Consider the following 26,505-nt stretch of genomic DNA (forward strand, 5'->3'; position numbering starts at 1 on the left):
CCGGATTCATCACACTGCCGCAGACAATTGTTTCTTGGCCGATGCTGTCTACCGGCACCTTCACGGTGGTGAGAAGCGCTCGTCCAGTGGCGAGAAACGCCAGAATCGCAACGAGTGAACACATCACGCCGAAGAAGATCCAGAATTCGCCCCGTTGCCTGCGCCTCCACGATCCGTAGCTTGCTGCGACTCCGACGACTGCAACCGTCAATGATTCCCACCAACGAGGGATCCCCAGGGCTGCCAATACGCCGAAAGCGACGACCGCCCAGAAGACAGTCGTGAACAACCAGCTACGAGGGCGTTTCCCGTTGACCGCCATCATCAGATGGTCGCAGCCCGATCCACATATTCCGTGCAAGACATGGATGGCGGGTTTTTGCTCTGATCCGATTGAGTACGCAAAATAGCCGCCTGGTCTTTCGACCTGGCGGCTATCGAGACGAACCAGTATGACGGCGAACCGTCACAGTGGAAACGTCAGAGCTTGTTGGCAGCCTGCGAGAGTGCAGACTTCTTGTTGGCAGCCTGGTTGGCGTGAATGACGCCCTTGCTGGCTGCCTTGTCGAGCTTGCGGCTGGTGGAGACGAGGAGCTCGTTGGCCTTGTCCTTGTCACCGGCTGCCGCAGCCTCGCGGAATGAACGGATCGCGGTACGCAGCGAGGACTTCACCGACTGGTTACGGAGTCGGGCCGCCTCGTTGGTACGGATTCGCTTCACCTGGGACTTGATGTTGGCCACGCGTAAAATCCTTGTCGTCTTTAGCTGGTTACGGTCGAGAAAGCTGTGGGCGCACTGATGCACCGACTGGCAAGATTACCAGCCGAGGGCCCAAGAACCCAAACCGTCGCACGTTGCGTCTGTCGAGAAGAGTACACCGAGCGCCCGATTTCTCGCCGCGCTGCCGAATAGCCCCACTTGTAGCAGCATGTTGCCCTATGACGCCGCCGCCTTCGAAAAGTTCGAGTAAAACAGGTTCGACCACCACCCGAGCGCGTCCAGCCGCAGTGTTCGACGGATATTCAGACATCGGTCGCTACGAGTTGGCTTTCGACGAGATGTTCGAGCCCGACGGCTCGGTGCGTGCCCCGTACAAGGGTGTGTACAAAGCCCTGGCGCCGACGAGCAGCGCCGACCTTGCCGCGCGTGCCGACGCACTCGGACGTGCATTCATCGACCAGGGCGTGACGTTCTCGCTGTCCGGGCAGGAGCGACCGTTTCCGTTGGATCTGGTGCCGCGCGTCATCGCCGCGCAGGAGTGGTCGCGGCTGGAAAAGGGCATCAAGCAGCGAGTTAAGGCGCTCGAGTTGTTCCTCGCGGACATTTACGGCGAGCAGCGAATCCTGCGCGATCACGTGTTGCCGCGCCGCCTGGTGACCTCGTGCGAGCACTTCCACCGTGAAGCAGCCGGCATCGTGCCGCCCAACGGTGTGCGAATCCATGTCGCGGGTATCGACCTGGTCCGAGACGAGGCGGGAGAGTTCCGAGTCCTCGAGGACAATCTGCGATCTCCGTCCGGTGTCTCCTATGTGATGGAAAACCGTCGCACCATGACTCGGGTGTTCCCGGATCTGTTCATGTCCCACAAGGTGCGGGCGGTCGGTGATTACGCAACGCACCTGCTGAGAGCGCTGCGTGCGGGTGCTGCACTCAACGAAGCGGACCCGACAGTGGTTGTTCTCACACCGGGCATCGCCAATTCTGCCTATTTCGAGCATTCATTGCTCGCTCGTCAGATGGGTGTGGAACTCGTCGAAGGTCGCGACCTGTTCTGCCGCGACAACATGGTGTACATGCGCACGACGGAAGGCGAGCGTCAGGTCGACGTCATCTATCGCCGCATCGACGACGAGTATCTCGACCCGATGCACTTCCGTCCGGATTCGATTCTCGGCGTCGCAGGCCTACTGAATGCGGCGCGAGCGGGCAACGTGGTGATCTCGAGTGCCGTCGGCAACGGAGTCGGTGACGACAAACTCGTCTATACCTATGTTCCGCAGATCATCGACTACTACCTCGGTGAGAAGCCGCTCTTGCAGAACGTCGACACGTTCCGCTGTTGGTTGGACGAGGAGTGCGAGCAAGTCCTCGACCGCGTCGCCGAACTCGTCATCAAGCCGGTGGAAGGGTCCGGCGGCTACGGAATCGTCTTCGGACCGGACGCGAGCCCCAAGGAACTGGCCGCGATCACCCGCAAGATCAAGGCAGACCCGCGCGGGTGGATCGCGCAGCCTCTCGTGCAGTTGTCCACGGTGCCGACCAAGATCGACGACGTTCTCTCGCCGCGCCACGTGGACTTGCGACCCTTTGCCGTCAACGACGGTGAGGACGTGTGGGTGTTGCCCGGCGGCCTGACCCGGGTGGCACTTCCGGAAGGTTCGCTGGTGGTCAACTCGAGCCAGGGCGGCGGAAGCAAGGACACATGGGTGCTCGCCAGCCGCAGCTCGGACGAGGACCCAGAGCTGTCCGGTGAGGAACTGGTGTCCGAGCCCCCGGAATCCGCGGAGCCGGTGCAGGGACCTGAACTGAGCACCTCTCAACAGCAGCAGCAACAACAGTGAACACCTCAGAAGTGCCCAGCTACCAAGAACTATCAGCGAACGGAGCGTGGTGACCGATGCTTGCTCGCAACGCAGAGTCCCTCTACTGGATCGGCCGCTACGTCGAGCGCGCCGACGACACCGCTCGGATCCTCGACGTCGCCGTCCACCAACTGCTCGACGACGCAACCGTCGACCCGGACCGCACGTCGCGTCTGCTCCTGCGTGTCCTCGGCATCGAAGCGCCGGAGGAGAAGCTCGACGTACGCTCGCTCACCGACCTGGTTGCGTTCAGCCGCAATCAGGTTGGATCGATCGTGGACTCGCTGGCAAGTGCCCGTGAGAATGCTCGCGGAGCACGTGAGGTCACGTCGAGTGAGATGTGGGAGTGCCTGAACACCACGTACAACGGACTGGCGGAGCGTGAACGCGCGTCACGCAGGCTGGGGCCACACGAGTTCTTCCGTTATGTGGAGGAACGCGCAGCGATGTTCGCGGGGCTGGCGGATTCCACGCTCAGCCGCGACGACGGTTACCGGTTCCTTCTGCTGGGCAGGTCGATCGAACGTGTCGACATGATTGTGCGGATGCTCCTGGCGCGCGCCGGTGACCGCCCGTCGTCGCCGGCGTGGGTCAGTGTTCTTCGCTCGGCAGGCGCACATGACACGTATCTGCGTACGTATCGCGGAGCGCTCGACGCCAACCGCGTCGTCGAGTTCATCTTGTTGGACAGACTCTTTCCGCGCTCGGTGTTCCATTCGATCAGGCAGGCCGAGAAGTGCCTGCAGGAACTCGACCCGCAGCCGGGCAGTCGCGTCGGAATCCGGGCGGAGGCGCCGCGGCTTCTCGGCCGCGCACGCAGCGAACTGGAGTTTCTGCCGCAGGGCGTGTTGCTCGAAGATCTGCAAGGACGGTTGCTCGGTTGGCAGGAGACCTGTCGCGAACTGGGTGAGGCGATTGCATTGCAGTACTTCCACGCTGCGCCGTGGGTCGCGTGGACGGATGCCGGCGCCGCGTATGCGGAGTCGACGGTGGAGGGAGAGCTGTGAGCTGGCGAATGAGGGTCGTGCACACCACGGGATATGCGTACGACGCCCCGGTGACGTCGTCGTACAACGAAGCGCGATTGACACCCCGCGGCGACACCAGGCAGACGGTGATCCTCACGCGCGTCGAAACCCAGCCGGCAACGCGTTCCTATCGGTACACCGATTACTGGGGCACCGCGGTGACCGCCTTCGACTTGCACGCCCCGCATACGGAGCTGGAAGTGACCGGACTGTCGGTGGTGGAGACGGAACCGTTTGTTCAACCCGAGGAAACCGTCGACTGGGATGAATTGTCGGGAAACGCGATTAAAGATCGATTCAACGAGCAACTGAGTTTCACGAGATATGTTCCGCGTGATCGTAAGCTGGCGACAATTGCCAAGGAATTGCGCAAAGATAAATCACCTGAAGATGCAGTAGTGGCTGCGTCGCAATGGGTTTACGGTGAAATGTCATATGTTCCGGGTACGACCGGAGTGCATACGTCGGCGGTCGAGGCCTGGTCGGCCAGGAAAGGCGTCTGCCAGGATTATGCGCATCTGACCTTGGTGTTGCTTCGAACGATGGGCATTCCCTGTCGGTACGTTTCCGGCTATCTCCACCCCAAACGTGATGCGGCAGTCGGGGACACGGTGGTCGGGGAATCGCACGCGTGGATCGAAGCGTGGACTGGCGCGTGGTGGGGATATGACCCGACCAATGCGATAGCTGTGAATGAACAGCATGTCTCGGTCGGAATAGGAAGGGACTATTCGGATGTGCCGCCTTTGAAGGGAATCTTTTCCGGTGGACGCTCCACAGATCTCGAAGTTGTTGTGGAGATCACCAGGCTTGCGTAAAGTCCGGCAAATCTAGGCGCGTGAGCATTACTACCGTTCGATGAGAAGAAGGTGGGAATATGTCTCCAACTGCACAGGAATTGACTGAGATCGAACCGATCTCGGATGTGAAGAAGTATGCGGCCGAAGCGGTGGGGACATTTGTGCTCGTGTTCTCCGCGGTCGGAACTGCCGTCTTCGCAGGTGCGAAAGTCGGCAATCTCGGAGTTGCCTTCGCATTCGGCTTGACCCTGCTGTTCCTCGTATATGCGATCGGACCGATTTCCGGTTGCCACGTCAACCCAGCCGTGACTCTCGGCCAATTCGTGATCGGGCGCATCTCGGCCGTCAATGCGGCGATTTACGTTGTCGCGCAAGTGATCGGCGGCTTGGTCGCCGGCGTCGTGATCTACACGGTGGCCAACAGTCTCCCGGCGTACAACCGGGCCGCAGACGGACTCGGCGCAAACGGTTGGGGCGCACACAGTCCGTCAGCCGAGAAGAATCTTCTCGGACAGGTGGTTTCCGACGGTTACGGCATCGGTGCCGCGATGATCATCGAGATTCTCCTGACCGCTCTGCTCGTGTTCGTCGTTCTCGCGTCGACCGACCAGATCTCCGACGTGCCGCTCGCCGGGGTGTCCATCGGCTTCACCCTGGCCGTCATTCACCTGATCTCGATCCCGATCGACAACACCTCCGTCAACCCCGCTCGAAGTCTCGCTGTCGCGCCGTTCCAGGACGGTGCACTCGGTCAGGTGTGGTTGTTCATCGTGTTCCCGCTGATCGGCGGTGCGCTCGGTGCACTCATCTATCGAGCACTCTTCGGACGGTTCAACCGTCTGGACAGCTGATCGATACTGTTTCCATCGTTCGGGTCGGCTTCAGCTCCAGCTGAAGTCGGCCCGAAGTTTTGCCGCGACGGCGTCGAACTTCTTGTGATCCATGACGGCGCCCTCGCGCCGAATCCCGCTCTCGGGAACGTCGAGCACCCGGTCGAGCCGGACCCAGCTGGGCCTTCCCTCGCCGTCCCACGGGCCCGAACCGATTGCGAGCCAATCACGCTCGCCTTCGCGTTTGCTCTGCGAGGACAGCATCAAACCGAGCAGCGTGTTGCCGTCACGGCCGACAACCAGCACCGGGCGGTCTTTGCCCTGGGTCGGATCCTCCTCGTAGGCAACCCAGGTCCAGACGATCTCGCCCGGATCGGCCTTGCCGTCGAGGTCGGGGGAGTACTCGACCTTGCGGGCGCGATGTGCGGTCGGAGACGTCCGCGCGGCGATCGGCCGGCCGGACGGACCCGGCTTCGAGGCAGACGACTGAGACGTGGACGACTGCAACTGGCGCAGCAACGCAGGGCCCTTCTCCACCGCGAGGGCGCCGAGGGTTCTGCCGATCTGCTTCCACATGCTTGCCATAGCGTTCGAGCATAATCACCCACCCGTGGGAACCCCTGGTACGGCGGCGCCGAGACTTGGATATCCTGAGGGTTGACAGTGGCCCGGATCCGGGCCGGTGCCGGTCCGACTAAGGGGTCTCCCATCAGCAGCTTCGCCGACAAGACGTTCACGGATCCTGCGCAGATCCGGAACTTCTGCATCATCGCGCACATCGACCACGGTAAGTCGACGCTGGCAGATCGCATGCTTCAGCTCACCGGCGTGGTCGAAGAGCGGGCGATGCGTGCGCAGTACCTGGACCGCATGGACATCGAGCGTGAACGCGGCATCACCATCAAGGCCCAGAACGTTCGTCTGCCCTGGACCGTCGACGGCGAAGAGTTCGTCCTCCACCTCATCGACACACCCGGCCACGTCGACTTCACGTACGAGGTCTCCCGCGCGCTCGAAGCATGTGAGGGTGCAATTCTGCTGGTCGACGCAGCTCAGGGCATCGAAGCTCAGACGCTGGCCAATCTGTACCTGGCGATGGAGAAGGATCTCAAGATCATTCCCGTCCTCAACAAGATCGACCTCCCGGCCGCGGATCCCGACCGCTATGCCGAAGAGATTGCGCACATCACCGGCTGCGAGCCAGGCGATGTCCTGCGCGTCTCGGGCAAGACCGGCATGGGCGTCAAGGAACTGCTCGACGAGGTGATCAAGCAGGTACCTGCACCCGTCGGCGATGCAGACGGCCCCGCCCGCGCGATGATCTTCGACTCCGTTTACGACGCGTACCGCGGCGTGGTCACCTACGTGCGTGTGGTCGACGGTCGGATCCGTCCCCGCGAGAAGATCACGATGATGTCCACGGGCACCACACACGAACTGCTCGAGGTCGGCATCATCTCGCCCGAGCCGAAGGCCAGTATCGGTCTGGGCGTCGGCGAGGTGGGCTACCTCATCACGGGTGTGAAGGACGTCCGCCAGTCGCGCGTCGGTGACACCGTCACCACAACCCGCAACGGCGCGACCGAACCGCTGGTCGGCTATCGCGATCCGAAGCCGATGGTCTATTCCGGTCTCTACCCGATGGACGGCTCGGACTACCCGGTGCTGCGCGACGCTCTCGACAAGCTCCGTCTCAACGACGCGGCCCTGGCGTACGAGCCGGAGACGTCGGTTGCCCTCGGATTCGGCTTCCGCTGCGGCTTCCTCGGCCTGCTGCACATGGAGATCACCCGCGACCGCCTCGAACGTGAGTTCGGCCTCGAACTGATTTCCACTGCGCCCAACGTCGTCTACCGCGTCGTGATGGAGGACGGGGCCGAGGTCATCGTCACCAACCCGTCGTACTGGCCGGAAGGCAAGGTGCGCGAGGTCTACGAGCCTGTCGCCAAGTGCACCGTCATCGCCCCGAGCGAGTACGTCGGCGCCATCATGGAGCTGTGCCAGTCCCGTCGCGGTGAGCTCGGCGGCATGGACTACCTCTCTGAGACTCGCGTCGAACTGCGCTACGAACTGCCCATGGGCGAGATCATGTTCGACTTCTTCGACGCCCTCAAGTCCCGCACCAAGGGATACGCCAGCCTCGATTACGAGGAGGCCGGTGAGCAGCAGGCCGACCTGGTGAAGGTCGACATCCTTCTGCAGGGCGAGGCCGTCGACGCGTTCTCCTCGATCGTGCACCGCTCCAACGCCGGTGCTTACGGCGGACGCATGACGTCGAAGCTTCGTGAGCTGATTCCTCGCCAGCAGTTCGAGGTTCCGATTCAGGCCGCGATCGGCGCGAAGATCATCTCGCGCGAAAACATTCGCGCAATCCGCAAGGACGTTCTTGCCAAGTGCTACGGCGGCGACATCAGCCGTAAGCGCAAGCTGCTCGAGAAGCAGAAGGAAGGCAAGAAGCGCATGAAGACCATCGGTCGCGTCGAGGTGCCGCAGGAAGCATTCGTGGCGGCCCTGACGTCGGAATCGGTCGGCGAGAAGCCCAAGAAGTAGGAGCGCATGGTCACCACCTGGTTGTCCCGAGAGTTCGGAATCGAAATCCCGGTTCTCGGGGCGCCCATGGGTGGTCGCGCGGGCGGCGCGCTCGCCGGAGCTGTTTCGGCGGCCGGTGGGTTGGGTCTGCTCGGTGCGGCCCGGTACAACACACCGGAGTGGATCGAGGCCGAAGCCGAAGTGGCCCGCTCGATCGGCGGAAAATTCGGCGTCGGCCTGATGACGTGGTCGCTGCCCGAGAACGAGTTGATGCTCGACGCTGCGATTGCCGTCGAGCCGACCATGATCACCTTGTCGTTCGGTGATCCCGCCGCGTATGTCGGACGAATCCACGATGCGGGCATTCCCGTTGTGTCACAGATCAATACGCTCGCGGACCTTCGCATTGTCGAGGCCGCAGGTGTCGACGCTGTGATCGCGCAAGGCGGTGAGGCAGGCGGCCACACGGGCCGAATCGGCACCTTGCCGCTGCTGCAGGAGATCCTCGAAGCGACGTCACTTCCGGTGCTGGCAGCCGGCGGAATCGGAACCGGACGCGGTTTGGCCGCCGTCCTGGCAGCCGGTGGCGAAGGCGTGATGATCGGAACGGCGCTGCTCGCCAGCCCGGAGACGGTCGGGCCGGACTATGCCCGCGACCGCGTCGTCGAAGCCGGAAGTGCCGACACGATTTACACCTCGGTATTCGACCGAGCGCGCAGTCAACCGTGGCCGCAGCGGTGGGGTGGCCGCGCGGTGGCCAACGAGTTCACTGCCGCGTGGCACGGAGTCGACGCCGACGAGGAGACGCTGGCACAGGCGTACGACCCGTCGGATCCGCACAGCGGAGTCGTCTATGCCGGAGAAGCTGTCGGACTCGTGCACGGAACCCATCCGGCCGGCGATGTGGTTCGACGCATCGGCGCGGATGCGGAGCGTCTGCTCTCTCGTTTCGCCTGAAAGCAAGGTCGGACACAGCCGGGTCCCATATGAGAAGGTAAGCCTCTACTAACTAGTGGAGGAGAGTTTTCGTGCGTGCGATGAAGTTCTCGGCGGTGGCTCTCTTGGGAGCACTGGTCGTAGGTATCAGTGGATGTTCGTCCTCGGACGCCGACGAGATCGCGGACGGTCGGGTCACCACGATCGATCACAAGTTCGGCGCCACCACGATCACCGGGACGCCGACGCGTATCGTCGCGGCCGACACCCAGTGGCTCGACGCTCTGCTCGAACTCGGAATCCAGCCGGTGGGGTACCTGGCTGCCGGCCCGATGGGCGACGAGCGTGGCCTGTTCCCGTGGGAGAGCGGCGTGGACGCGTCGGCGAAGGAACTTGATCGCTCGGCGATCCAGCAGTTCGGTGTCCCGCTCAAAGCAGAAGAAATTGCAGCATTGGATCCCGATCTGATTCTCGGCGGGTTCTCCGTCGCCGATCAAGACGATTTCGACCAGTTGAGCAAGATCGCTCCGACAATTGCCGGTCTGTCCGACGTCCAGGTCGATCCGTGGCAGGACCAGGTCGAGATTCTCGGTCGAGTTCTCGACAAGGAGTCGCGCGCCGACGAGATCGTCGAGGCGACAAGCGGGCAGATCGATGCGCTCGCGCAGCGGCTGCCAGGCCTGAAGGGCAAGACGGCGCTTCTGTCGCAGTACGTCTTCCCGACGTCGCAGTTGGTGATCGTCGCCGATCCCAAGGACGGCGCATCGGGATTGTTCACTAGCCTGGGAATGTCGTTGCCGCCCAAGCTCGTCGAAGAGGCGGGCGTTACCGGTGGCCGGCTGATGCTCAGCCCCGAACGGGTCGACGCTCTGAGCGCCGACGTCGTGGTGTTGCTGCCGAACGGCGGAACGCTGGAAGACATGATGAACCTGCCGGGGTTCGCCGACCTACCCGCAGTCAAGAGTGGCGGTCTGGCCATCGTCGACTATCCGACTGTCGCCGGGTTGAACACTCCGTCGTCGCTGTCGCTGAAGTACTCGCTCGAATCGATAACGCCGCAGCTCGAAGCGGTGGCCGGCTAGCACTGCTGTGCGCCTTTATTAACCGCGGGCGGTTAATAAAGGCGCACAGCAGGGGGTCTAGGTCGCGTTGTGCGCGGGCTGGAAAGCTCCGGCTTCGGCAGCTTCCTCGGCGCGGATCACGTGGACCACGGCGTTGATCAGCGCCAGGTGTGTGAACGCCTGCGGGAAGTTACCCAGATGGCGACCGGTGTGGGCGTCGATCTCTTCGGCGTACAGCTTGAGGGGGCTCGCGAACCCGAGCAGGCGCTCGCAGAGATGCTTTGCCCGATCCAGTTCGCCGATCTCGACGAGGGCGGAGACGAGCCAGAAGGAACAGATGGTGAACGTGCCCTCCTCGCCGCTCAATCCGTCGTCGGTGGTGTCGACGCGATAGCGCAGGACCAACCCCTCCTCGGTGAGCTCGTCGGCGATCGCCAGCACCGTTGCCCGGATGCGCGGATCGTCGGCCGGCAGGAAGCGCAGCAGCGGTGCCAACAAGAGCGACGCGTCGAGTGAGTCGTGGCCGTACCGCTGCGTCAGAACTCCGCGTGAGTCGACACCGTGCGCGAGGATGTCGGCCTTGATCTCGTCCGCGATGGCCGTCCATTGCTGCGCAAAGCTCTTCTCGCCCTGCATCTCCGCCAGCTTGGCGCCGCGATCGAGTGCGACCCAGCACATGATCTTCGACGACGTGAAGTGCTGTGGTTCACCGCGCACCTCCCAGATCCCACGGTCGGGTTGGCGCCAGTGCTTGATCGCTTCCTCGACCTGCTTCTTGAGTAGCGGCCACAGCGCTTCGGGGACACGCTCGCGGGTGCGGATGTGGAGGTACACCGAGTCGAGCATGGTGCCCCAGATGTCGTGCTGCTGTTGATCGAATGCGCCGTTGCCGATGCGCACGGGACGGGCACCGTCGTATCCGGAGAGATGGTTGAGTTCGGATTCCTCGAGTGTGCGCTCGCCGCCGATGCCGTACATCACCTGCAAGGGATGTGGCTGACCGTTGTCCGAACTCGACACGTCGTAGATGAAGTTGAAGAAGTCGTTGGCCTCACGGTCCAACCCGAGCGTGTAGAGACCCCACAGTGCGAAGGTGGAATCGCGAACCCACGCGTAGCGGTAGTCCCAGTTACGTTCTCCGCCTGGTGTTTCCGGAAGCGAGGTCGTCGAAGCCGCGAGCAAGGCTCCGGTCGGTGCGTAGGTGAGCCCCTTGAGTGTGAGCGCACTGCGCTGCAGGTATCCGCGCCACGGGTGATCGGGGAACTTGCCGATCGTCACCCACTCGCGCCACGACTTGGACGTCTGCCACATCTTGTCGGCGGCCTCGTCGAACGTCTGCGGCGCGGGAAGATCCGACCACGAGAGCGCGACGTACACGTTGTCGCCTTCGACCAGTCGCGTCCGGGCCCGTGCCTCACGACCCTCCAGGCCCAGTCGTAGGTCGGTGGTCAAGCGCAGAGTTGGGTGGTCTCCGGGCTTGGCGGAGCGACACGTTGCCGTTGCTTCCTCGTAGACCTTTCCGGTGTACTCCCAATTCGCCGTGCCGCGGTGATAGTCGAACGCGGGCTCGCAACTCATCTCGAGTTCAACGGTGCCGCTGACGCATTTGACCGTACGGAGAAGGGTGTGTTCGGCATCCCAGTCTGTGGGTGTGCGCTTGTGGGTGTTCGATCGCTTGTCGACGTTGTGCCAAGGACCGAGGACCAAGGCGTCGCGTACGACGAGCCAGCCGGTCTCGGTCTGCCAGGTGGTCTCGAGAATGAGTCCACCCGGCAGATAGCGTCGGGCGGCCGGGACGTTCTGGCCGTACGGGCCGATGCGGAAATGGCCTGCGCTGCGGTCGAGGATGGCACCGAACACGCTGGGGGAGTCCGGGCGGGGAACGCACATCCACTCGACAGATCCGTTACGGGCAATCAGGCACGAGGTTTCGCAATCGGAAAGAAACGCGTAGTCGTCGATAGGGGGAAAGTTGCTTCGATGGTGACCCGTGGAGGCGGGAGGAATAGTCTGCACCACTTCGTCGTCAGCACTCATTCGGCCATCATCCGGCCAGAATCGACACACGTCCAATCCACACGCTGTCGGGACCGTATCGTCCGAAGGATAGGGTGTTGGCGTGGATCGGATAGCGGATTGGTGGGACAGCTTCGAGCTGTGGATGGCGGGGCTCCCGTTCATCCCGCAGGTCGCGTTGGTCCTGATCGTCGTCGTTCCGCTGTGCCGCCTGGTGGCCGTCGGTCTGGATCGCGCGTTGGCCGCCGTTCTCGCTCTGCCGCTCTTCGGCTGGTTGCGTAGGAATTCTCGAGAAGTAGAGGAAAGCTGATGCCCCGCTCACGGGTCACTCTCGCCCTGATAGCCCTGATTCTCCTCGTGATCGTCGCGTGGCTTCTCACCCGTTAGTTCTCCCGATTAGAGCGGGCGCCGGTGCTCTGCTAAAGTCCACCGCGTGTCCGAAGCAACAGCTCCCGTAATCCGCCATCAGTTGGCGTTGATTGCTGTCGGCATGCTCGACGTCGCTGACGTCGCCTGTTGTTGATTTCCTGAGTTCGACCTCTCCGGTGGTGCTGCGCACCCCACTCGAACTTCTCTGCGCGTAACTCGCGCCCCCGATTCAGGGCTCATTGCCCGTCGGCTCTCCATGTCTGAACATCCCGATGGAATCAGCCCCAGAGGTCTCGGACTTGTCGTTTGACCAACCCTCGTTTGTCAGTCCTTTCAGGAAGGTATCTGCAATGAAACGCCGTTCCCGCACACTTCTCACTGCTATCGCGACCATGGGGGCCGTGGTACTCACAGCGTGCAGTGGTGGCTCGAGCGACACCGTGGGTGGTGACAGCGCCGCCAGCGACGGTAGCGCCGGCACGATCAACCTGTTCGCCTACGCCGTGCCGAAGCCTGGCTTCGACAAGCTCACTGCAGCCTTCCAGGCGACAGACGAGGGCAAGAACGTCAACTTCAATCCTTCGTACGGCGCCTCGGGCGACCAGTCGCGCAAGGTGAAGGACGGCGCCGAGGCAGACTTCGTCAACTTCTCCGTCGAGCCCGACATCACCCGCCTGGTCGATGCCGGTCTGGTAGATCAGAACTGGAACCAGGACGCCTACAACGGAATTCCGTTCGGATCGGTAGTCACCATCGTGACGCGTCCGGGGAACCCGAAGGGCATCAAGGACTGGGACGACCTGCTTCAGCCCGGCCTCGAGGTCGTCACGCCGAACCCGTTCAGCTCCGGCTCGGCCAAGTGGAACCTCTTGGCGCCGTACGCCGCCAAGAGCGACGGTGGCAAGAACCCGCAGGCGGGTCTCGACTACGTCACCGCCTTGGTCAACGATCACGTCAAGATCCAGCCCAAGTCGGGACGCGAGGCTTCGGAAGCCTTCCTGCAGGGCAGCGGTGACGTTCTGATCAGCTACGAGAACGAGGCACTGTTCATCGAAGGCAACGGCGACCCGGTCGAGCACGTCACCCCGCCCACGACCTTCAAGATCGAGAACCCGGTTGCCGTGATCTCGAACAGCAAGGTCCTCGACAAGGCGACCGCGTTCAAGGACTACCTGTACACGACCGAGGGTCAGACGCTCTGGGCCGAAGCAGGATTCCGTCCCGTTGATCCCGCCGTCGCTGCCAAGTTCACCGACAAGTTCCCCGAGCCGACCAAGCTGTGGACCATCGCAGACCTCGGCGGCTGGAAGGCCGTGGACAGCGCTCTGTTCACCAAGGACACCGGTTCGATCGCAGTGATCTACGACAACGCGACCAAGTAAGACTGACGTGACTGACACTATTGACCCCACCCCCGTGGCTCGTCGGCGAAAACTCGCGCGGGTCACGGGGAGTGTGGGGCCGCTCGGAATCGGAGTGGCCACCCTGTGGCTCTCCGTGATCGTTCTGCTTCCGCTCGCCGCGTTGACCGCCACCGCGTTCGACGAGGGGATCTCCGGATTCTGGGACGCCATCACCGCACCCGTCGCCTTGGCGTCGTTGCGCGTGACGTTGTTGGTCTCGGTGATCGTGGCATTGATCAACGTCGTGATGGGCACGATCATCGCGTGGGTGCTGGTCCGGGACGACTTCCCGGGCAAGCGCATCGTCAACTCGATGATCGATCTGCCGTTCGCACTACCGACCATCGTGGCGTCGATCGTGCTGCTGTCGCTCTACGGCCCGCAGTCACCGATCGACATCCACCTCAATGCAACCCAGCCCGGACTGATCGTGGCATTGGCCTTCGTGACCTTGCCGTTCGTGGTTCGCTCGGTGCAGCCGGTGCTGATGGAGGTCGACCGCGAAGTCGAGGAAGCCGCTGCATCGTTGGGGGCTTCCAACTGGACGATCTTTCGTTCCGTCGTTCTTCCGACGCTGGCGCCTGCCGTCATCTCCGGCGCGGGGCTCGCATTCGCCCGAGCGATCGGTGAATACGGCTCGGTCGTTCTGATCGGCGGCAACATCCCACGCGTGACACAGATGACGTCGCAGTACATTCAGCAGCAGATCGAGATCGATCGTCCGACCAACGCCGCTGCCGTCTCGGTAGCGTTGCTGGCCATCGCATTCGTGACGCTGTTCGTCCTGCGAATCTTCGCCTCGCGGGGACAGCGACGTGAGGAGAGTTCCCGATGAACGTGTCCAGAGGATCGAAGATCGGTCTGCGGACCATCGCTCTCGTCTACCTGTTCGTGTTGTTGGTCGTGCCGATCGGTGTGATCCTGACGCGAACGTTCGAGAACGGAATCGGCCCGTTCCTCGAATCGATCACGACACCGGCAGCGATCTCCGCGCTGAATCTTTCGCTGATCATCGTGGCGATCGTGGTCCCGATCAACGTGGTGTTCGGTGTTGTCACGGCTCTGGCACTCGTGCGTGGGCGTTTCCCGGGGCGGGGCGTACTGCAGTCGGTGGTCGACCTGCCCTTCGCAGTCTCGCCCGTCGTCGTCGGTGTGTCGTTGATTCTTCTGTGGGGTGCCAACGGTTGGTTCGGCGGCATCGAATCGTTGGGGTTCAAGGTCATCTTCGGCTTGCCAGGCATGGTGATCGCGACGATTTTCGTGACGCTGCCCTTCGTCGTCCGGGAAGTCGAACCCGTACTTCACGAGATCGGCGACGAGCAGGAACAAGCAGCCGCGACGCTCGGTGCCTCGGGCTGGCAGACGTTCTGGCGGATCACCTTGCCCGCGATCCGTTGGGGCTTGACGTACGGAATCGTGTTGACGGTGGCGCGTTCGCTCGGTGAATTCGGCGCAGTCATCATGGTCTCTTCCGGCTTCCCGGGGGTATCCCAGACACTGACATTGCTGGTGCATTCGCGATACATCGACGACCACAACACTTTTGGTGCGTATTCGGCGGCAACGCTGCTGATGGGCATCGCCATCATTGTCCTGTTGCTGATGACGCTGCTGGACCGTAAGAGGAGCACCACATGATCACAGTGACCGGGGCCCGCAAGAACTACGGTGATTTCGCGGCGCTCGACGACGTGACGGTCAACATTCCCTCGGGTTCGTTGACGGCATTGCTCGGGCCCAGTGGCTCGGGAAAGTCGACGTTGCTGCGTTCGATCGCAGGGCTCGAAGAACTCGATTCGGGAACCATCACCATCGCAGGCAAGGACGTCACCGGCGTCTCGCCGCAGAAGCGAGACATCGGTTTCGTGTTCCAGCACTACGCGGCGTTCAAGCACATGACGGTGCGAGACAACGTGGCGTTCGGGCTCAAGATCCGCAAGCGCCCGAAGCCGGAGATCGAGAAGAAGGTCAACGAACTTCTCGAGATCGTCGGCCTCGACGGCTTTCAGCATCGGTACCCCGCGCAGCTGTCCGGCGGTCAACGTCAGCGCATGGCGTTGGCGCGCGCTCTGGCGGTGGATCCGCAGGTGCTCCTGCTCGACGAGCCCTTCGGCGCCCTCGACGCGAAGGTCCGTGCCGACCTGCGCACGTGGTTGCGCCGCCTGCATGACGAGGTGCACGTCACCACCGTCCTGGTCACCCACGACCAGGAAGAGGCTCTCGACGTCGCCGACCGCATCGCGGTGCTGAACAAGGGGCGGATCGAGCAGATCGGTGAACCTGCCGACCTGTACGACCGCCCGTCCAACGACTTCGTGATGTCCTTCCTCGGATCCGTCGCGAAGCTCAACGGGCAGTTGGTCCGTCCGCATGACATCCGTCTCGGCCGCGATCCGAGCATGGCTCTCGCTCAGGAGTCCGGAACGGCCGAGTCCCTCGGCGTCACACGCGCAACCGTCGAGCGCGTCGTGTATCTCGGCTTCGAGGTTCGAGTCGACCTGCGCAACGAGGCAACCGGTGAGTTGTTCTCGGCTCAGGTCACCCGCGGTGACAGTGCAGCTCTGCACCTCGAGGCGGGGGAGACGGTCTACGCCCGGGCTACCCGGGTGCCGGATCTGCCGGAGACTCCGGTGGTGACGCCGGAGCAGGAGCCGGTGACGGTGAGCGTCGTCGGCCAGGTATGACCCGCTAGCCCTGTTTGACCTGTTTCACCCCCACTCCTGTTTGAGCGAACGGCACTTTCGGCCTCCTGATAGCGCCGAAAGTGCCGTTCGCTCAGAGGTGGGGGTCGGGCAACAGCGAGACGAGTTCAGCCCTCTCGGCAGACGAGGACTGGGCATTGGGCGTGGTGGATGAGGCTCTGACTGGTCGATCCGACTATCGACGCCATGAACGGGCTGCGGCCGTGGCTACCGACGACTACGAGTTGCGCTTCCGCTGAATGCTCGAGCAGTGCCTTCATCGGTCCGCTGCGCTGGACACTCCGCGTGACGTCGACATCGGGGTACTTCTCCGTCCAGCCGGCGAGGCACTCGGACAGCAGAGCGTGCTCATGCTGTTCGTACGGACCCCAGTCGACGAAGCGCCTGGCTTCGGAGTACCCGCCGAGCGAGGCGTGCTCGTTCCAGGTGTGAACCGCAACCAAGGGCGCGCCGAGGAACGCGGCAAACTCGAAAGCATGCGCGACGGCGAGTTCGCTGAGCTTGCTCCCGTCGACGCCGACGACGATGGGCCTGGTGTCGGCGACCGCGTGCTCGCCGGTACCGCGGAACACCGCCACGGGGCAGTGCGCCCGGTTGACCACTCGAATGGTGTCGGATCCGAGAAACACCGATTGCATTTCGCTGGTACCGGCCTGACCGAGTGCAACGATGCGAGCGGATTTCGAAAGTTCGACGAGTGTGGTTGCGGGAGTGCCGGTCACGAGGCCGCGTTCGACGGTGACGTCGGTGTGATCGTCGCGAATGGCGTCCTCGGCCTCGTCGAGTAACTTTGCACCCTCGACGCGAAGGTGATGGTCGAACATCTCTTCGTCAGTGACGTTGGTACCGCCACCTGACTCGGGTTGTCCCGGCAGAACGTGGGTCAGTCGCAATGGTTCGTCGAATCTCTTTGCAGCCGATGCTGCCCACCTCGCGGCGTTGACCGCGCTTGCCGAGCCGTCGATGCCGGCCACGATTCCGTGTCGAACAGATGCACTGGTCATGGAAGTCTCCTCGCGTCGCCTCCCTACCAGTGTGTCCCTGGTCACCCCGGGTTCGCTACAAACTCGTCAGCTCCCGCGGTGCGAGAACGTCGGTAGGCACTGCTGCGCGAGTTCGACGCGGGCGCAACGACAACAGAGCGGTGATGAATCCGTTACCGGGCAGTGTCAATTCCACGTTCTTCAACACGGTTCGGCGCATCAACGCGAGCAGGGCTGCGACGCCGGTGACTGCCATCCACATCGGCAGCGGGTACAGCGTCAAGCGTTCACCCAAGCCGAAAGTGAGGGTTCGTCCGAGAAGCAGTACGGCGCCGACGATTCCGGTGGCCGCGCACAGTCCCGACCATACTGCGATCCATTTGCTGTGCTTCCAGAATTGAATTGCCATGAGTACGAGAACGGCATGGCGGGCGACGAAGCCGGGAAGTACTGCGGTCCAGTGAACGAAGGTCCCGTCGTTGGCCGGGAAGAGGCCGGTAGCCGCGGTGCTCAGTGCAACGACGACGGCAAGGCCGAGAATCCACTTTTTCGCACGACCGTCCGGAATGTACTTGTGCAGCAAGGCTGCACCGAGGATGGTGAGCGCACCGAGGATCATGAAGGCCGCGTTCATGACGTCGTGCATCGGCGAACACGAATCCACGCTGCATGTCGTCACGCCCAGCGAACTGATGGAGTCACGCGCGAAGCTGTACGGCGTCTTCCAGGCTCCGGCCGTGAAGATCTCGACAAGCAGGTAGAGCACCGACAGGACCCAGGCGGTGCCGGCTGTGCCGAGGCGAAGATTGTGAGTGATGGTGTTCCCTCTCGCGGCGCTCTGAGGGGATTGCACCCAAAGATCTGTTTCGCAGGCGAAGGATGAACCTTCGCAGGCTGGACTGATCCAACACTACGGTAACAATCTGATAACGGCCTGTGAAACCGGATCAGGCGGAGCGGACCAGACGGTCGGGTAGTGCATCAGCGACTTGTCGGTAACGGTCGATCATCGTTTCGATCAGTAGAGAGTGCCCACCGATCGTTTCGGCGAAACGCGCGCGCGGACTTACCGTTGCTGCTGCAGCGCTGAGTCGGTCGGTCAGTAGGCCGGGAGCCAAGAACCAGGGTGCGACGACAACGCGTTCGGCGCCGTTCTGCTCGAGAGCGGAGATCGCCTGGGCAACTGTTGGTTCCGCGGATGTCGCGAAACAGATTCGAACGCCCGACCAGTTGGTTCCGCTCAGGAGAGTGGACGCCAGTTCTGCGGTCGCGGCGTTGGCACGCGCGTCGGACGAGCCGACTGCCGCAAGAGCGACACCGACCGACGGATCGTCCGGCCGGGCGCCCGCTTCGAGGATTCGCTCGCGCACTGCCTCGATAAGCCGAGCATCGCGACCTAGTACGTCTGCTTGGAACACGGTCAGTTGGGGGTGGCGTGTCGCGGCAGCGGCCAAGAGCCCGGGCAGATCTACCCGAGCGTGGAAGGCGTTGCCCAGCAGCATCGGAACAACAACGGCGTGAGTGTGGCCGTCGTGTGCAACTCCGTCCAGGACCTGATCGATGGACGGTGCATTGAGATCGAGAAACGCCAGCCGGACATCGAGGTCTGGCCGGGCCTCACGAAGAGCCGCCACGGCAGCCGCGATCACCCGAGCAGAACGGGGATCACGGCTGCCGTGCGCAACAGCAATGAGCGGAACCATCTTCTTAGACGCGCTCGCCCAATTCGACAGCGGAAATGACGTCGCCGACCAAGCCGGCTGCGAGAGTGTTTCCACCAGCGGGATCGATCAACAGGAAGCTGCCGGTGTGGCGGTTCACTGTGTAGTCGTCGGCCACGATCGGCTCGGCCACGCGGATCGAGATCTTGCCGATCTCGTTGAGCTCGAGAGTGTCCGGGCCCTGATCCGTGGTGAGATCCTGCTCGTTGAAGCGCTCCACCAAGCTGCCGACGATGGCCTGCGTCGTGCGCGTGCCGTGCTTGAGCAGCAGACGTGCGCCGGGGCGCAGCGACTTCTCGGCCAACCAGCAGACAGTGGCGTCGAATTCGCCGATCGGCTCGGGTGCGTCAGACGGCGAGGCGATGGTGTCGCCGCGAGAGACGTCGACGTCGTCGGCCAGGATCAGCGTGACGCTGCGTCCGGCGTGGGCGACGTCGAGTTCGCCGTCGGCCGTGTCGATACGAGTGACGGTGGTGCGCGTACCCGAGGGCAGGATCACCACTTCGTCGCCGGGTACGACGGAACCGGCGGCAACCTGGCCGGCGTATCCGCGGTAGTCGAGGAACTCGGCGGTACGCGGACGGATCACGTACTGCACCGGGAAACGCAGGCCGACGCGATGCGGCTCGGCGTCGACCGGAATCGACTCGAGGTGCTCGATCAGCGTGGGGCCGGTGTAGTACGGGGTCTTGTCGGAGCGGATGGCGACGTTGTCACCGTGCAGTGCCGATACCGGGATCTCGACGACGTCTTCGCTTGACCAGCCCAGTGAGCTGGTGAGTTCGTTGAACTCGGCGGAGATCGAGGTGAAGACCTCTTCGGGGTTCTCGACGAGGTCGATCTTGTTCACGGCGAGAACGAGCTTCGGGACACCGAGCAACGCGAGAACCGCTGCGTGCCTACGAGTCTGCGCGATGACGCCCTTGCGAGCATCGACCAGCAGGATCACGAGCTGAGCCGTCGAGGCACCGGAGACCGTGTTGCGGGTGTACTGCACGTGACCCGGTGTATCGGCAAGCACGAAGGTGCGCTTGGGGGTCGCGAAGTAGCGGTACGCCACGTCGATGGTGATGCCCTGCTCACGCTCGGCGCGCAGTCCGTCCACCAGGAGCGACAGGTCAGGGGTGTCGAGACCCCGGTCCACCGACGCACGGGTAACGGCGTCGATCTGGTCGGCGAGAACGGATTTAGTGTCGTACAACAGGCGGCCCACGAGTGTGGACTTTCCGTCGTCGACGCTGCCGGCAGTTGCCAGTCTGAGCAGATCGCTCATCAGAAGTAGCCCTCTCGCTTGCGGTCTTCCATGGCCGCTTCGGAAACTCGGTCGTCGCCACGGGTCGCGCCGCGCTCGGTCAAACGTGATGCCGCAACCTCGGCGAGAATCGCTTCGTTGTCAGCCGCATCGGAGAGAACAGCACCGGTGGTCGAACCGTCGCCGACGGTGCGGTAACGCACCGAAAGGGTCTGCAGCTCTTCGCCGTCAGCCGGACCACCCCAGACTCCGGGGGTCATCCACATGCCGTCGCGCTGGTACACCGGACGCTGGTGGGCGTAGTAGATGCTGGCGAGTTCGACGTTGTCGCGGGCGATGTAACGCCAGATGTCCAGCTCGGTGAAGTTGCTGAGCGGAAAGACGCGCACCTGCTCGCCGGGGGAGTGGCGACCGTTGTAGAGGTTCCACAGTTCCGGGCGCTGCTTCTTGGGATCCCACTGGCCGAAAGCGTTGCGCAGCGAGAAGATCCGCTCCTTGGCGCGGGCGCGCTCCTCGTCGCGGCGAGCGCCACCGAAGACGGCGTCGAAGCGGTTCTCGGAGATCGCGTCCAGCAACGGAACGGTCTGCAGCGGGTTGCGGATACCGTCGGGGCGCTCGGTGAGGCGACCGTCCGCGATGTACTCCTCGACGCTGGCCACGTGCAGGCGCAGGTTGTACTTGGCCACGACGTGATCGCGGAAGTCGAGAACTTCCTGCAGGTTGTGGCCGGTATCGACGTGCAGCAGGGTGAACGGCAGCGGCGCAGGCCAGAAGGCCTTGATCGCCAGATGCAGCAGCACGGTGGAGTCCTTACCTCCCGAGAAGAGAATGACCGGGCGTTCGAACTCGCCGGCTACCTCTCGGAAGATGTGGATCGCTTCGGACTCGAGGGCGTCGAGAGTATCGAACTGTGTGCCGTCGAGCTGAGGACGTGAAAGTGTCAAGTCAACTGTCATGATGCGTGCAACCCGCATTCTGTCTTGGAGGCACCGGCCCAACGACCGCTACGCGGATCGCTGCCGGGGGCTGGCTTGCTGGTGCAGGGTGCGCAGCCGATGGACGGATAGCCCTCGTCGACAAGAGGATTGACGAGGATGGAATTGGTGTCGATGTAGTTCTGCATCTCCTCGTCCGACCACGGAGCGATCGGGTTGATCTTCACGAGGCCGAAGGCCTCGTCGAAGGAGATCAGGGGGGCGTTGGCGCGGGTGGGCGCTTCGACGCGGCGGATGCCGGTCACCCACGCGCTGTAGCCGGACAGTGTCTGCTTGAGGGGTGCGACCTTGCGCAATGCGCAGCAGCGGTTGGGATCACGGGCGAACAGATCCTTGCCCTCGGCGACATCCTGCTCGGCGACGCTTGCCAGCGCGCGTGCATTGATGACGTTGACGCCGTAGACCTGCTCGACCGCGTCACGCGTGCCGATGGTCTCGGGGAAGTGGTAGCCGGTGTCGAGGAAGAGTACGTCGACGCCCGGATGAACTTGTGCGGCAAGGTGAACCAGCACTCCATCCTGCATGTTCGACGCCACGATGTAACCGCTACGTTCCCCCGTCGCTGCGCTCGCCCCGTCACCGAACGTGTCCTCGGTCCACTGCAACAGTTCCTGTGCGCTGGCTCCGTCGAGTTCTACGGCACCGCGCTCGGCGATGGACCGAAGCTCGTCGGCGGTTGCTCGCGAAATGTCCACTGTCATCGCAAATCTCCTTCGTCTGCGCGCACTGCCCATTCGGCGAACCGTTCACCTTCGTTGCGGTTCTTGACGAACTGACGTACGACGCGGTCGATGTAGTCACCCATCTCGACGCTGGTGACCTTGTGCTGGCGCAGCTTGCGTCCGAAGGCGCTGTCGAATCCGAGGCTGCCTCCCAGGTGAACCTGGAAACCCTCGACTTGATTCCCCTCACCGTCGTCGACGAGCTGGCCCTTGAAGCCGATGTCGGCGATCTGCGAGCGAGCGCAGGAGTTGGGGCAACCGTTGATGTTGATGGTGATCGGCACGTCGAGCTGGCTGTTGATGTCGGCGAGACGCTGTTCGAGTTCGGGCACGAGCACCTGCGAACGCTTGCGTGTCTCGGCGAACGAGAGCTTGCAGAACTCGATGCCGGAGCAGGCCATCAGGTTCTTGCGCCAGTGCGACGGTCGGGCGGGAAGGCCCAGCGCGTCGAGATCGGCGATGAGCGGCTCGAGGGTCTCGTCGGCGACGTCGAGGATGATCAGCTTCTGGTACGGCGTGAAGCGGATCCGGTCGCTGCCGGCTTTCTCCGCGGCGTCGGCGACCTGAGCCAGGATGTCTCCCGAGACGCGGCCGGCGATCGGAGCGAAGCCGACTGCGTTGTGGCCGTTGCGGGTCTTCTGGATGCCGACGTGGTCGATCGGGCGCTTGGGCTTCTCCGGCGCGGGGCCGTCGATGAGCGGGCGCTCGAGGTACTCCGTCTCGAGAACCTCGCGGAACTTTTCGATGCCCCAGTCCTTGATGAGGAACTTGAGCCTTGCCTTCGCGCGCAGACGGCGGTAGCCGTAGTCACGGAAGATCGAGACGACACCCTCCCAGACATCGGGGACCTCGTCGAGCGGAATCCAGGCGCCGACGCGCTGCGCCAGCATCGGGTTGGTGGACAGTCCGCCGCCGACCCAGAGGTCGAGGCCCGGGCCGTGCTCGGGGTGGTTCACGCCGATGAAGGCGATGTCGTTGATCTCGTGAACGACGTCCTGCTGACCGGAGATGGCGGTCTTGAACTTGCGCGGCAGGTTGGAGTACTTGGGGTCGCCGATGTAGCGGCGCACGATCTCGTCGATCGCCGGGGTGGGATCGAGGACCTCGTCGAGCGATTCGCCGGCCAGGGGAGAACCGAGGACGACGCGGGGGCAGTCACCGCACGCTTCGGTGGTCTTGAGTCCGACGGCTTCGAGGCGCTTCCAGATCTCCGGAACGTTCTCGACCTCGATCCAGTGGAACTGGACGTTTTCGCGGTCGGACAGGTCGGCGGTGTTCCGGCCGAATTCCTTCGAGATGCCGGCGATGGTGCGCAGCTGCTCGACGTTGAGAGCGCCGGCGTCGCAACGCACGCGCATCATGAAGTATTTGGCCTCGAGCAGGTCGATGTTCTCGTCGCCGGTGAAGGTGCCGTCGTAGCCTTCTTCGCGCTGGGTGTAGAGACCCCACCAGCGGAAGCGGCCGCGAAGGTCGCCCTTGTCGATGCTGTCGAATCCCTGCTTGGAGTAGATGTTCTCGATGCGGGCCCGAACGTTGAGCGGGTTGTCGTCCTTCTTGGCCTGCTCGTTGGCGTTGAGCGGCTCGCGGTAACCGAGGGCCCACTGACCTTCGGCGCGACGCTTGGCGGGACGCGCAGCGCGTGCGGGCCGGGCTTCGGCAGGTGCTGCCGAATCGGCGGGTGTGGCGGCGTCGGTGGTCGACGTCATCGATGAACTCCTGGATCTGGGCGGTTGATCGGCACGCGGCACGCACTATCGACGAACTGTGGCGGTGTCTGATCGGGACGCACCGGTCCGTGTCGGAAATCGAGGGGGCTGTCCTCGGTCTCGGAAAGCTCGCGGCCGGCTGGTGTGCTCACGAAAACGAACAGCTGGAGAAGCTGTATCTCTGAAACGACGTGTCTCTGCAGAGAGTTGTTTCGGTGAAGCAGATGGAGATGAGCGGGAAAGGCTGGAAGATCAGTGAAAGATCAACAGCTACACAGGTGCAGACACGACGAGCTGCACACACGCTTGAAGTCGACATGGCGACGCGCCACAAGTCGCACTCCGAGTCCGGTCATGCGGACCATTGTGCCACGTCAACTCGATAATTCCGACTCGGGCGCATATTTCCACGAAAAACGGGGGAAATATCGAGTTCAGGCCACGCGCCGACCTGCAGCGCAGGCTGAATAGGTGTGCGTTCCGGATGCTGGGACACTGGAGGCGTGAATGCCACCAGCACGACTCCCACTCGACAGAGCGAGGCGACGCCCTTCGCCTTGCCCGCGCGATCGCTCGAGGGTGTCGGGAAACGGCCGTTCGGGATCTACATCCACGTCCCGTTCTGTGCCACCAGGTGTGGGTACTGCGATTTCAACACCTACACGGCCGGTGAGCTCGGAACCTCGGCGTCGCCGCAGTCGTGGCTGGAGGGTTTGCGACGCGAACTCGATCTCGCGGCCGAGATGACGGGCGCCCCGGCGGCCGAGACGGTGTTCGTGGGCGGTGGAACGCCGTCGCTGCTCGGTGGCGACGGGCTGTCCGACGTGCTGTCGGCGGTTCGCAGCAGCTTCGGCTTGGCGTCCGGCGCCGAAGTGACCACGGAATCGAACCCCGAATCGACGTCGCCGGAATTCTTCGACGCTCTCCGCAGTGCGGGATTCACCCGCATTTCCCTCGGCATGCAGTCCGCGGCTCAGCACGTCCTGAAGATCCTCGACCGCACCCACACTCCCGGCCGCGCCGTCGCTGCCGCGAAAGAGGCTCGCGCAGCTGGTTTTTCGCACGTGAACTTGGATTTGATCTATGGAACGCCAGGGGAGCGAGACCAAGATCTGGACGCCTCACTCGATGCGGTTCTCTCCGCCGATGTCGACCACGTCTCGGCCTACGCGTTGATCGTCGAGGACGGCACCGCCATGGCTCGCAAGGTCAGGCGCGGCGAGCTGCCCGCGCCGGACGACGACGTGCTGGCCTCACGATACGAACGAATCGATTCACGCCTGTCCGAGGCCGGCTTGCACTGGTACGAGGTCTCCAACTGGGCAAAGGCGGAAACCGCGGACTCCGGTGACACCCGGTGCCGTCACAACCTCGGCTACTGGGACGGTGGTGACTGGTGGGGCGCCGGACCGGGCGCGCACAGTCACGTCGGCGGAGTGCGGTGGTGGAACGTCAAGCACCCGGCACGGTACGCGGAACAGTTGGCCCTCGGTGAACTTCCCGTCGGCGGCAGCGAAGAACTGACCGCCGAGGACGAACACATGGAGCGCGTCATGTTGACCGCGCGGTTGCGTACGGGACTTCCGTTGTCGGAACTGTCTGCATCCGAACGCCTTTCGGCCGACCAGGTGGTAGTCGACCGGTTGGCCGTGATCGAGAACGATCACGTGGTTCTCACCGACCGTGGTCGCCTGCTCGCTGATGCGGTGATTCGCACGATCCTGACCTGACGCGGCACCATCCTTTGCCGCGTAATGTGGCCGTGGTGGCCATCATTCATCGTGCGCAGCTGAATCCGTCCAAGAACGACCTGCTCCGAGCGTGGGTGCCCAAGCAGCCATGGATCGGGTCGGTCGACTGTTCGACGCTCGAACGCGTCGACGCCTATCGTTTCGACGACCCGGACGGTGAGGTCGGAGTCGAGACGCATCTGCTCCGCTCTGCCGACGGTCGAATTCTTCAGGTCCCGCTCACTTATCGTGGTGCTCCGCTGGACGGGGCGGAGACTGCGCTGATCGCAACCATGGATCATTCGGTACTGGGCGAGCGGTGGGTGTACGACGCTTGCTGCGATCCGGTCTACGTGAGCGCGGTGGCGACTGCGATTCTGACCGGTGGGGCCGGAGTCGATCTGGTTTTCGCGGACTCCGCCGATTGCATCCCGGTGACGGCTCACGTAGTAGGCAGCGGTACGGCCGGCGCTTACGTACCGGAAGTCGAATCGGTGACCTGCTCGACAGTCGGCACCGACACGATCATCAGCGCGGGAGAACTGGAATTGACCGTGGTGAGAGTGATCGACGCAGATCGAGTGTCAGGCTCGGCGACGCTCACCGGAACCTGGCCGGGGCAGCCGAATCCCGCACTGCTCGCGTTCGTCGGTTGAGTCTCGGCGCCTGAGTCGCGTGAGCGTCAGCGGACGCCCTCGATGACACCGGGCATCGCGTCGAAGTCGAAGACACGCGCGTGCAGCACGACGCGGTTTCGCAGGGCCGAACGAACCGCTCGGTGCAGGCCGTCCTCGAGGTAAAGAGTGCCGCGCCACTGCACTGCGTGAGGGAACAGATCGCCGTAGAAGGTCGAGTCCTCCGACAGCAAGCGATCGAGTTCGAGGACCTTCGTGGTGGTCACGATCTCGTCGAGTCGAACCTGACGTGGAGGGAACTTCGACCAGTCGCGTAGAGACAGTCCGTGATCGGGATACGGTTTGCCGTCCATCACGCCTTTGAAGATCATGTGCCGCCTTGTCCATGGTTGTGCGATCGACCCTTCGCCGATCTCACTCCACAGTAAGGGCAACAGCCGTCTCTGGCGCTCGGGCGATTAGACTGCCAGTGGGAACCGATGTGTAAATGTCGGTGTTCGTTCTG

General features: G+C 63.2%; 27 protein-coding genes. 16 read left to right on the top strand and 11 right to left on the bottom strand.

Annotation, left to right across the window (positions count from 1 at the left end):
- Positions 1-480 precede the first annotated feature (480 nt).
- The gene (gene rpsT, locus H351_RS14195) at positions 481-741 is read right to left on the bottom strand and encodes a 30S ribosomal protein S20 (protein WP_003944567.1); all 261 of its coding nucleotides are present in this window, start codon (positions 739-741) and stop codon (positions 481-483) included.
- 197 nt (positions 742-938) lie between these two features.
- Between rpsT and H351_RS14200 the strand changes: the two genes are divergently transcribed.
- Genes H351_RS14200 through H351_RS14215 form a run of 4 tightly spaced genes read left to right on the top strand, consistent with a single transcriptional unit; the run spans position 939 to position 5,261 of the window.
- Positions 939-2,561 (top strand): circularly permuted type 2 ATP-grasp protein, encoded by a 1,623-nt coding sequence (locus tag H351_RS14200; RefSeq protein WP_019749047.1) that lies wholly within the window; start codon positions 939-941, stop codon positions 2,559-2,561.
- Positions 2,562-2,617: 56 nt separating this feature from the next.
- Positions 2,618-3,589 carry an alpha-E domain-containing protein gene (locus tag H351_RS14205; RefSeq protein WP_019749046.1) on the top strand — a complete coding sequence of 324 codons (972 nt, stop codon included), beginning with the start codon at positions 2,618-2,620 and terminating at the stop codon, positions 3,587-3,589.
- 8 nt (positions 3,590-3,597) lie between these two features.
- Positions 3,598-4,428 (top strand): transglutaminase family protein, encoded by an 831-nt coding sequence (locus H351_RS14210; protein WP_007731033.1) that lies wholly within the window; start codon positions 3,598-3,600, stop codon positions 4,426-4,428.
- A 59-nt stretch (positions 4,429-4,487) separates the two neighbouring features.
- Complete coding sequence (locus H351_RS14215; RefSeq protein ID WP_019749045.1) at positions 4,488-5,261, top strand: aquaporin; 774 nt, start codon at positions 4,488-4,490, stop codon at positions 5,259-5,261.
- Positions 5,262-5,291: 30 nt separating this feature from the next.
- On the opposite strand, the gene H351_RS14220 is transcribed toward H351_RS14215, so the two are convergent.
- Positions 5,292-5,825, bottom strand: coding sequence for a type II toxin-antitoxin system PemK/MazF family toxin (locus H351_RS14220; protein ID WP_020969977.1), 534 nt, complete (start codon positions 5,823-5,825; stop codon positions 5,292-5,294).
- Positions 5,826-5,897: 72 nt separating this feature from the next.
- Between H351_RS14220 and lepA the strand changes: the two genes are divergently transcribed.
- The 3 genes from lepA to H351_RS14235 all read left to right on the top strand — a co-directional run bounded on the left by lepA (position 5,898) and on the right by H351_RS14235 (position 9,787).
- A complete protein-coding gene (gene lepA / locus H351_RS14225; protein ID WP_003944564.1) occupies positions 5,898-7,790 on the top strand; it encodes a translation elongation factor 4 in 1,893 nt (630 codons plus the stop codon).
- 6 nt (positions 7,791-7,796) lie between these two features.
- The gene (locus H351_RS14230) at positions 7,797-8,726 is read left to right on the top strand and encodes an NAD(P)H-dependent flavin oxidoreductase (RefSeq protein ID WP_029255656.1); all 930 of its coding nucleotides are present in this window, start codon (positions 7,797-7,799) and stop codon (positions 8,724-8,726) included.
- 80 nt (positions 8,727-8,806) lie between these two features.
- Positions 8,807-9,787, top strand: coding sequence for an ABC transporter substrate-binding protein (locus H351_RS14235; RefSeq protein ID WP_244891496.1), 981 nt, complete (start codon positions 8,807-8,809; stop codon positions 9,785-9,787).
- A gap of 57 nt (positions 9,788-9,844) precedes the next feature.
- Here the strand turns inward: H351_RS14235 and H351_RS14240 are convergent, their stop codons facing one another.
- Positions 9,845-11,803 (bottom strand): glycoside hydrolase family 15 protein, encoded by a 1,959-nt coding sequence (locus tag H351_RS14240; protein WP_003944557.1) that lies wholly within the window; start codon positions 11,801-11,803, stop codon positions 9,845-9,847.
- 82 nt (positions 11,804-11,885) lie between these two features.
- Between H351_RS14240 and H351_RS14245 the strand changes: the two genes are divergently transcribed.
- The 6 genes from H351_RS14245 (at position 11,886) to H351_RS14265 (ending at position 16,238) form a co-directional block, all read left to right on the top strand.
- Entirely contained in the window at positions 11,886-12,092 is a 207-nt protein-coding gene (locus tag H351_RS14245) for a hypothetical protein (RefSeq protein WP_019749040.1), read from the top strand.
- A gap of 123 nt (positions 12,093-12,215) precedes the next feature.
- Positions 12,216-12,305: an Ms4533A family Cys-rich leader peptide gene (locus H351_RS32865; RefSeq protein WP_309599318.1), complete on the top strand. Its 90-nt coding sequence runs from the start codon at positions 12,216-12,218 to the stop codon at positions 12,303-12,305.
- Positions 12,306-12,501: 196 nt separating this feature from the next.
- On the top strand, positions 12,502-13,533 hold the full coding sequence (locus tag H351_RS14250) for a sulfate ABC transporter substrate-binding protein (RefSeq protein ID WP_003944569.1): 1,032 nt from the start codon (positions 12,502-12,504) through the stop codon (positions 13,531-13,533).
- Positions 13,534-13,540: 7 nt separating this feature from the next.
- Positions 13,541-14,389, top strand: coding sequence for a sulfate ABC transporter permease subunit CysT (gene cysT / locus H351_RS14255; RefSeq protein ID WP_003944556.1), 849 nt, complete (start codon positions 13,541-13,543; stop codon positions 14,387-14,389).
- On the top strand, positions 14,386-15,192 hold the full coding sequence (gene cysW / locus H351_RS14260) for a sulfate ABC transporter permease subunit CysW (protein ID WP_003944503.1): 807 nt from the start codon (positions 14,386-14,388) through the stop codon (positions 15,190-15,192). The genes cysT and cysW overlap by 4 nt, the downstream gene beginning before the upstream one ends.
- Positions 15,189-16,238 carry a sulfate/molybdate ABC transporter ATP-binding protein gene (locus tag H351_RS14265; RefSeq protein WP_020908203.1) on the top strand — a complete coding sequence of 350 codons (1,050 nt, stop codon included), beginning with the start codon at positions 15,189-15,191 and terminating at the stop codon, positions 16,236-16,238. The genes cysW and H351_RS14265 overlap by 4 nt, the downstream gene beginning before the upstream one ends.
- Positions 16,239-16,363: 125 nt before the next feature.
- On the opposite strand, the gene H351_RS14270 is transcribed toward H351_RS14265, so the two are convergent.
- The 7 genes from H351_RS14270 to H351_RS14300 form a co-directional block, all read right to left on the bottom strand.
- Positions 16,364-17,260 carry a universal stress protein gene (locus H351_RS14270; RefSeq protein ID WP_021333400.1) on the bottom strand — a complete coding sequence of 299 codons (897 nt, stop codon included), beginning with the start codon at positions 17,258-17,260 and terminating at the stop codon, positions 16,364-16,366.
- Positions 17,261-17,315: 55 nt separating this feature from the next.
- On the bottom strand, positions 17,316-18,092 hold the full coding sequence (locus tag H351_RS14275) for a DUF998 domain-containing protein (RefSeq protein ID WP_020908202.1): 777 nt from the start codon (positions 18,090-18,092) through the stop codon (positions 17,316-17,318).
- Between the two features lie 94 nt (positions 18,093-18,186).
- Positions 18,187-18,942 (bottom strand): sirohydrochlorin chelatase, encoded by a 756-nt coding sequence (locus tag H351_RS14280; protein ID WP_029255654.1) that lies wholly within the window; start codon positions 18,940-18,942, stop codon positions 18,187-18,189.
- Positions 18,943-18,946: 4 nt separating this feature from the next.
- Entirely contained in the window at positions 18,947-20,233 is a 1,287-nt protein-coding gene (locus H351_RS14285) for a sulfate adenylyltransferase subunit 1 (protein ID WP_029255653.1), read from the bottom strand.
- Positions 20,233-21,168 (bottom strand): sulfate adenylyltransferase subunit CysD, encoded by a 936-nt coding sequence (gene cysD, locus H351_RS14290; protein ID WP_020908199.1) that lies wholly within the window; start codon positions 21,166-21,168, stop codon positions 20,233-20,235. The genes H351_RS14285 and cysD overlap by 1 nt, the downstream gene beginning before the upstream one ends.
- Entirely contained in the window at positions 21,165-21,908 is a 744-nt protein-coding gene (locus tag H351_RS14295; RefSeq protein ID WP_020969971.1) for a phosphoadenylyl-sulfate reductase, read from the bottom strand. Before H351_RS14295 ends, cysD begins: the two co-directional genes overlap by 4 nt.
- Positions 21,905-23,635: a nitrite/sulfite reductase gene (locus H351_RS14300; RefSeq protein WP_020908197.1), complete on the bottom strand. Its 1,731-nt coding sequence runs from the start codon at positions 23,633-23,635 to the stop codon at positions 21,905-21,907. Before H351_RS14300 ends, H351_RS14295 begins: the two co-directional genes overlap by 4 nt.
- Before the next feature lie 2 nt (positions 23,636-23,637).
- Here H351_RS14300 and H351_RS14305 point away from each other — a divergent pair, with 2 nt between their 5' ends.
- From H351_RS14305 to H351_RS14315, 3 genes are all read left to right on the top strand, one after another.
- A complete protein-coding gene (locus H351_RS14305; protein ID WP_029255652.1) occupies positions 23,638-23,820 on the top strand; it encodes a hypothetical protein in 183 nt (60 codons plus the stop codon).
- A gap of 318 nt (positions 23,821-24,138) precedes the next feature.
- Positions 24,139-25,365, top strand: a complete 1,227-nt coding sequence (hemW, locus tag H351_RS14310) for a radical SAM family heme chaperone HemW (RefSeq protein ID WP_029255651.1) — start codon at positions 24,139-24,141, stop codon at positions 25,363-25,365.
- Positions 25,366-25,400: 35 nt separating this feature from the next.
- Positions 25,401-26,021, top strand: a complete 621-nt coding sequence (locus H351_RS14315) for a CG0192-related protein (protein WP_029255650.1) — start codon at positions 25,401-25,403, stop codon at positions 26,019-26,021.
- Between the two features lie 26 nt (positions 26,022-26,047).
- Here the strand turns inward: H351_RS14315 and H351_RS14320 are convergent, their stop codons facing one another.
- Complete coding sequence (locus H351_RS14320) at positions 26,048-26,371, bottom strand: type II toxin-antitoxin system VapB family antitoxin (RefSeq protein ID WP_003944521.1); 324 nt, start codon at positions 26,369-26,371, stop codon at positions 26,048-26,050.
- Positions 26,372-26,505 lie beyond the last annotated feature (134 nt).

Source organism: Rhodococcus erythropolis R138, from assembly GCF_000696675.2.
Classification (GTDB): domain Bacteria; phylum Actinomycetota; class Actinomycetes; order Mycobacteriales; family Mycobacteriaceae; genus Rhodococcus_F; species Rhodococcus_F erythropolis.

Bases quoted from the DNA above. Each gene is read 5' to 3' on its own strand.
- H351_RS14250 (WP_003944569.1), top strand. From the start codon at position 12,502: ATGAAACGCCGTTCCCGCACACTTCTCACTGCTATCGCGACCATGGGG.
- H351_RS14265 (WP_020908203.1), top strand. From the start codon at position 15,189: ATGATCACAGTGACCGGGGCCCGCAAGAACTACGGTGATTTCGCGGCG.
- H351_RS14320 (WP_003944521.1), bottom strand. From the start codon at position 26,371: ATGATCTTCAAAGGCGTGATGGACGGCAAACCGTATCCCGATCACGGA.
- H351_RS14295 (WP_020969971.1), bottom strand. From the start codon at position 21,908: ATGACAGTGGACATTTCGCGAGCAACCGCCGACGAGCTTCGGTCCATC.
- H351_RS14230 (WP_029255656.1), top strand. From the start codon at position 7,797: ATGGTCACCACCTGGTTGTCCCGAGAGTTCGGAATCGAAATCCCGGTT.
- H351_RS14270 (WP_021333400.1), bottom strand. From the start codon at position 17,260: ATGACCAGTGCATCTGTTCGACACGGAATCGTGGCCGGCATCGACGGC.
- cysD (WP_020908199.1), bottom strand. From the start codon at position 21,168: ATGACAGTTGACTTGACACTTTCACGTCCTCAGCTCGACGGCACACAG.
- cysW (WP_003944503.1), top strand. From the start codon at position 14,386: ATGAACGTGTCCAGAGGATCGAAGATCGGTCTGCGGACCATCGCTCTC.
- H351_RS14280 (WP_029255654.1), bottom strand. From the start codon at position 18,942: ATGGTTCCGCTCATTGCTGTTGCGCACGGCAGCCGTGATCCCCGTTCT.
- H351_RS14240 (WP_003944557.1), bottom strand. From the start codon at position 11,803: ATGAGTGCTGACGACGAAGTGGTGCAGACTATTCCTCCCGCCTCCACG.
- H351_RS14235 (WP_244891496.1), top strand. From the start codon at position 8,807: ATGAAGTTCTCGGCGGTGGCTCTCTTGGGAGCACTGGTCGTAGGTATC.
- H351_RS14200 (WP_019749047.1), top strand. From the start codon at position 939: ATGACGCCGCCGCCTTCGAAAAGTTCGAGTAAAACAGGTTCGACCACC.
- H351_RS14205 (WP_019749046.1), top strand. From the start codon at position 2,618: ATGCTTGCTCGCAACGCAGAGTCCCTCTACTGGATCGGCCGCTACGTC.
- H351_RS14215 (WP_019749045.1), top strand. From the start codon at position 4,488: ATGTCTCCAACTGCACAGGAATTGACTGAGATCGAACCGATCTCGGAT.
- H351_RS14210 (WP_007731033.1), top strand. From the start codon at position 3,598: ATGAGGGTCGTGCACACCACGGGATATGCGTACGACGCCCCGGTGACG.
- H351_RS14305 (WP_029255652.1), top strand. From the start codon at position 23,638: ATGAACTCCTGGATCTGGGCGGTTGATCGGCACGCGGCACGCACTATC.
- H351_RS14300 (WP_020908197.1), bottom strand. From the start codon at position 23,635: ATGACGTCGACCACCGACGCCGCCACACCCGCCGATTCGGCAGCACCT.
- H351_RS14285 (WP_029255653.1), bottom strand. From the start codon at position 20,233: ATGAGCGATCTGCTCAGACTGGCAACTGCCGGCAGCGTCGACGACGGA.
- H351_RS14220 (WP_020969977.1), bottom strand. From the start codon at position 5,825: ATGGCAAGCATGTGGAAGCAGATCGGCAGAACCCTCGGCGCCCTCGCG.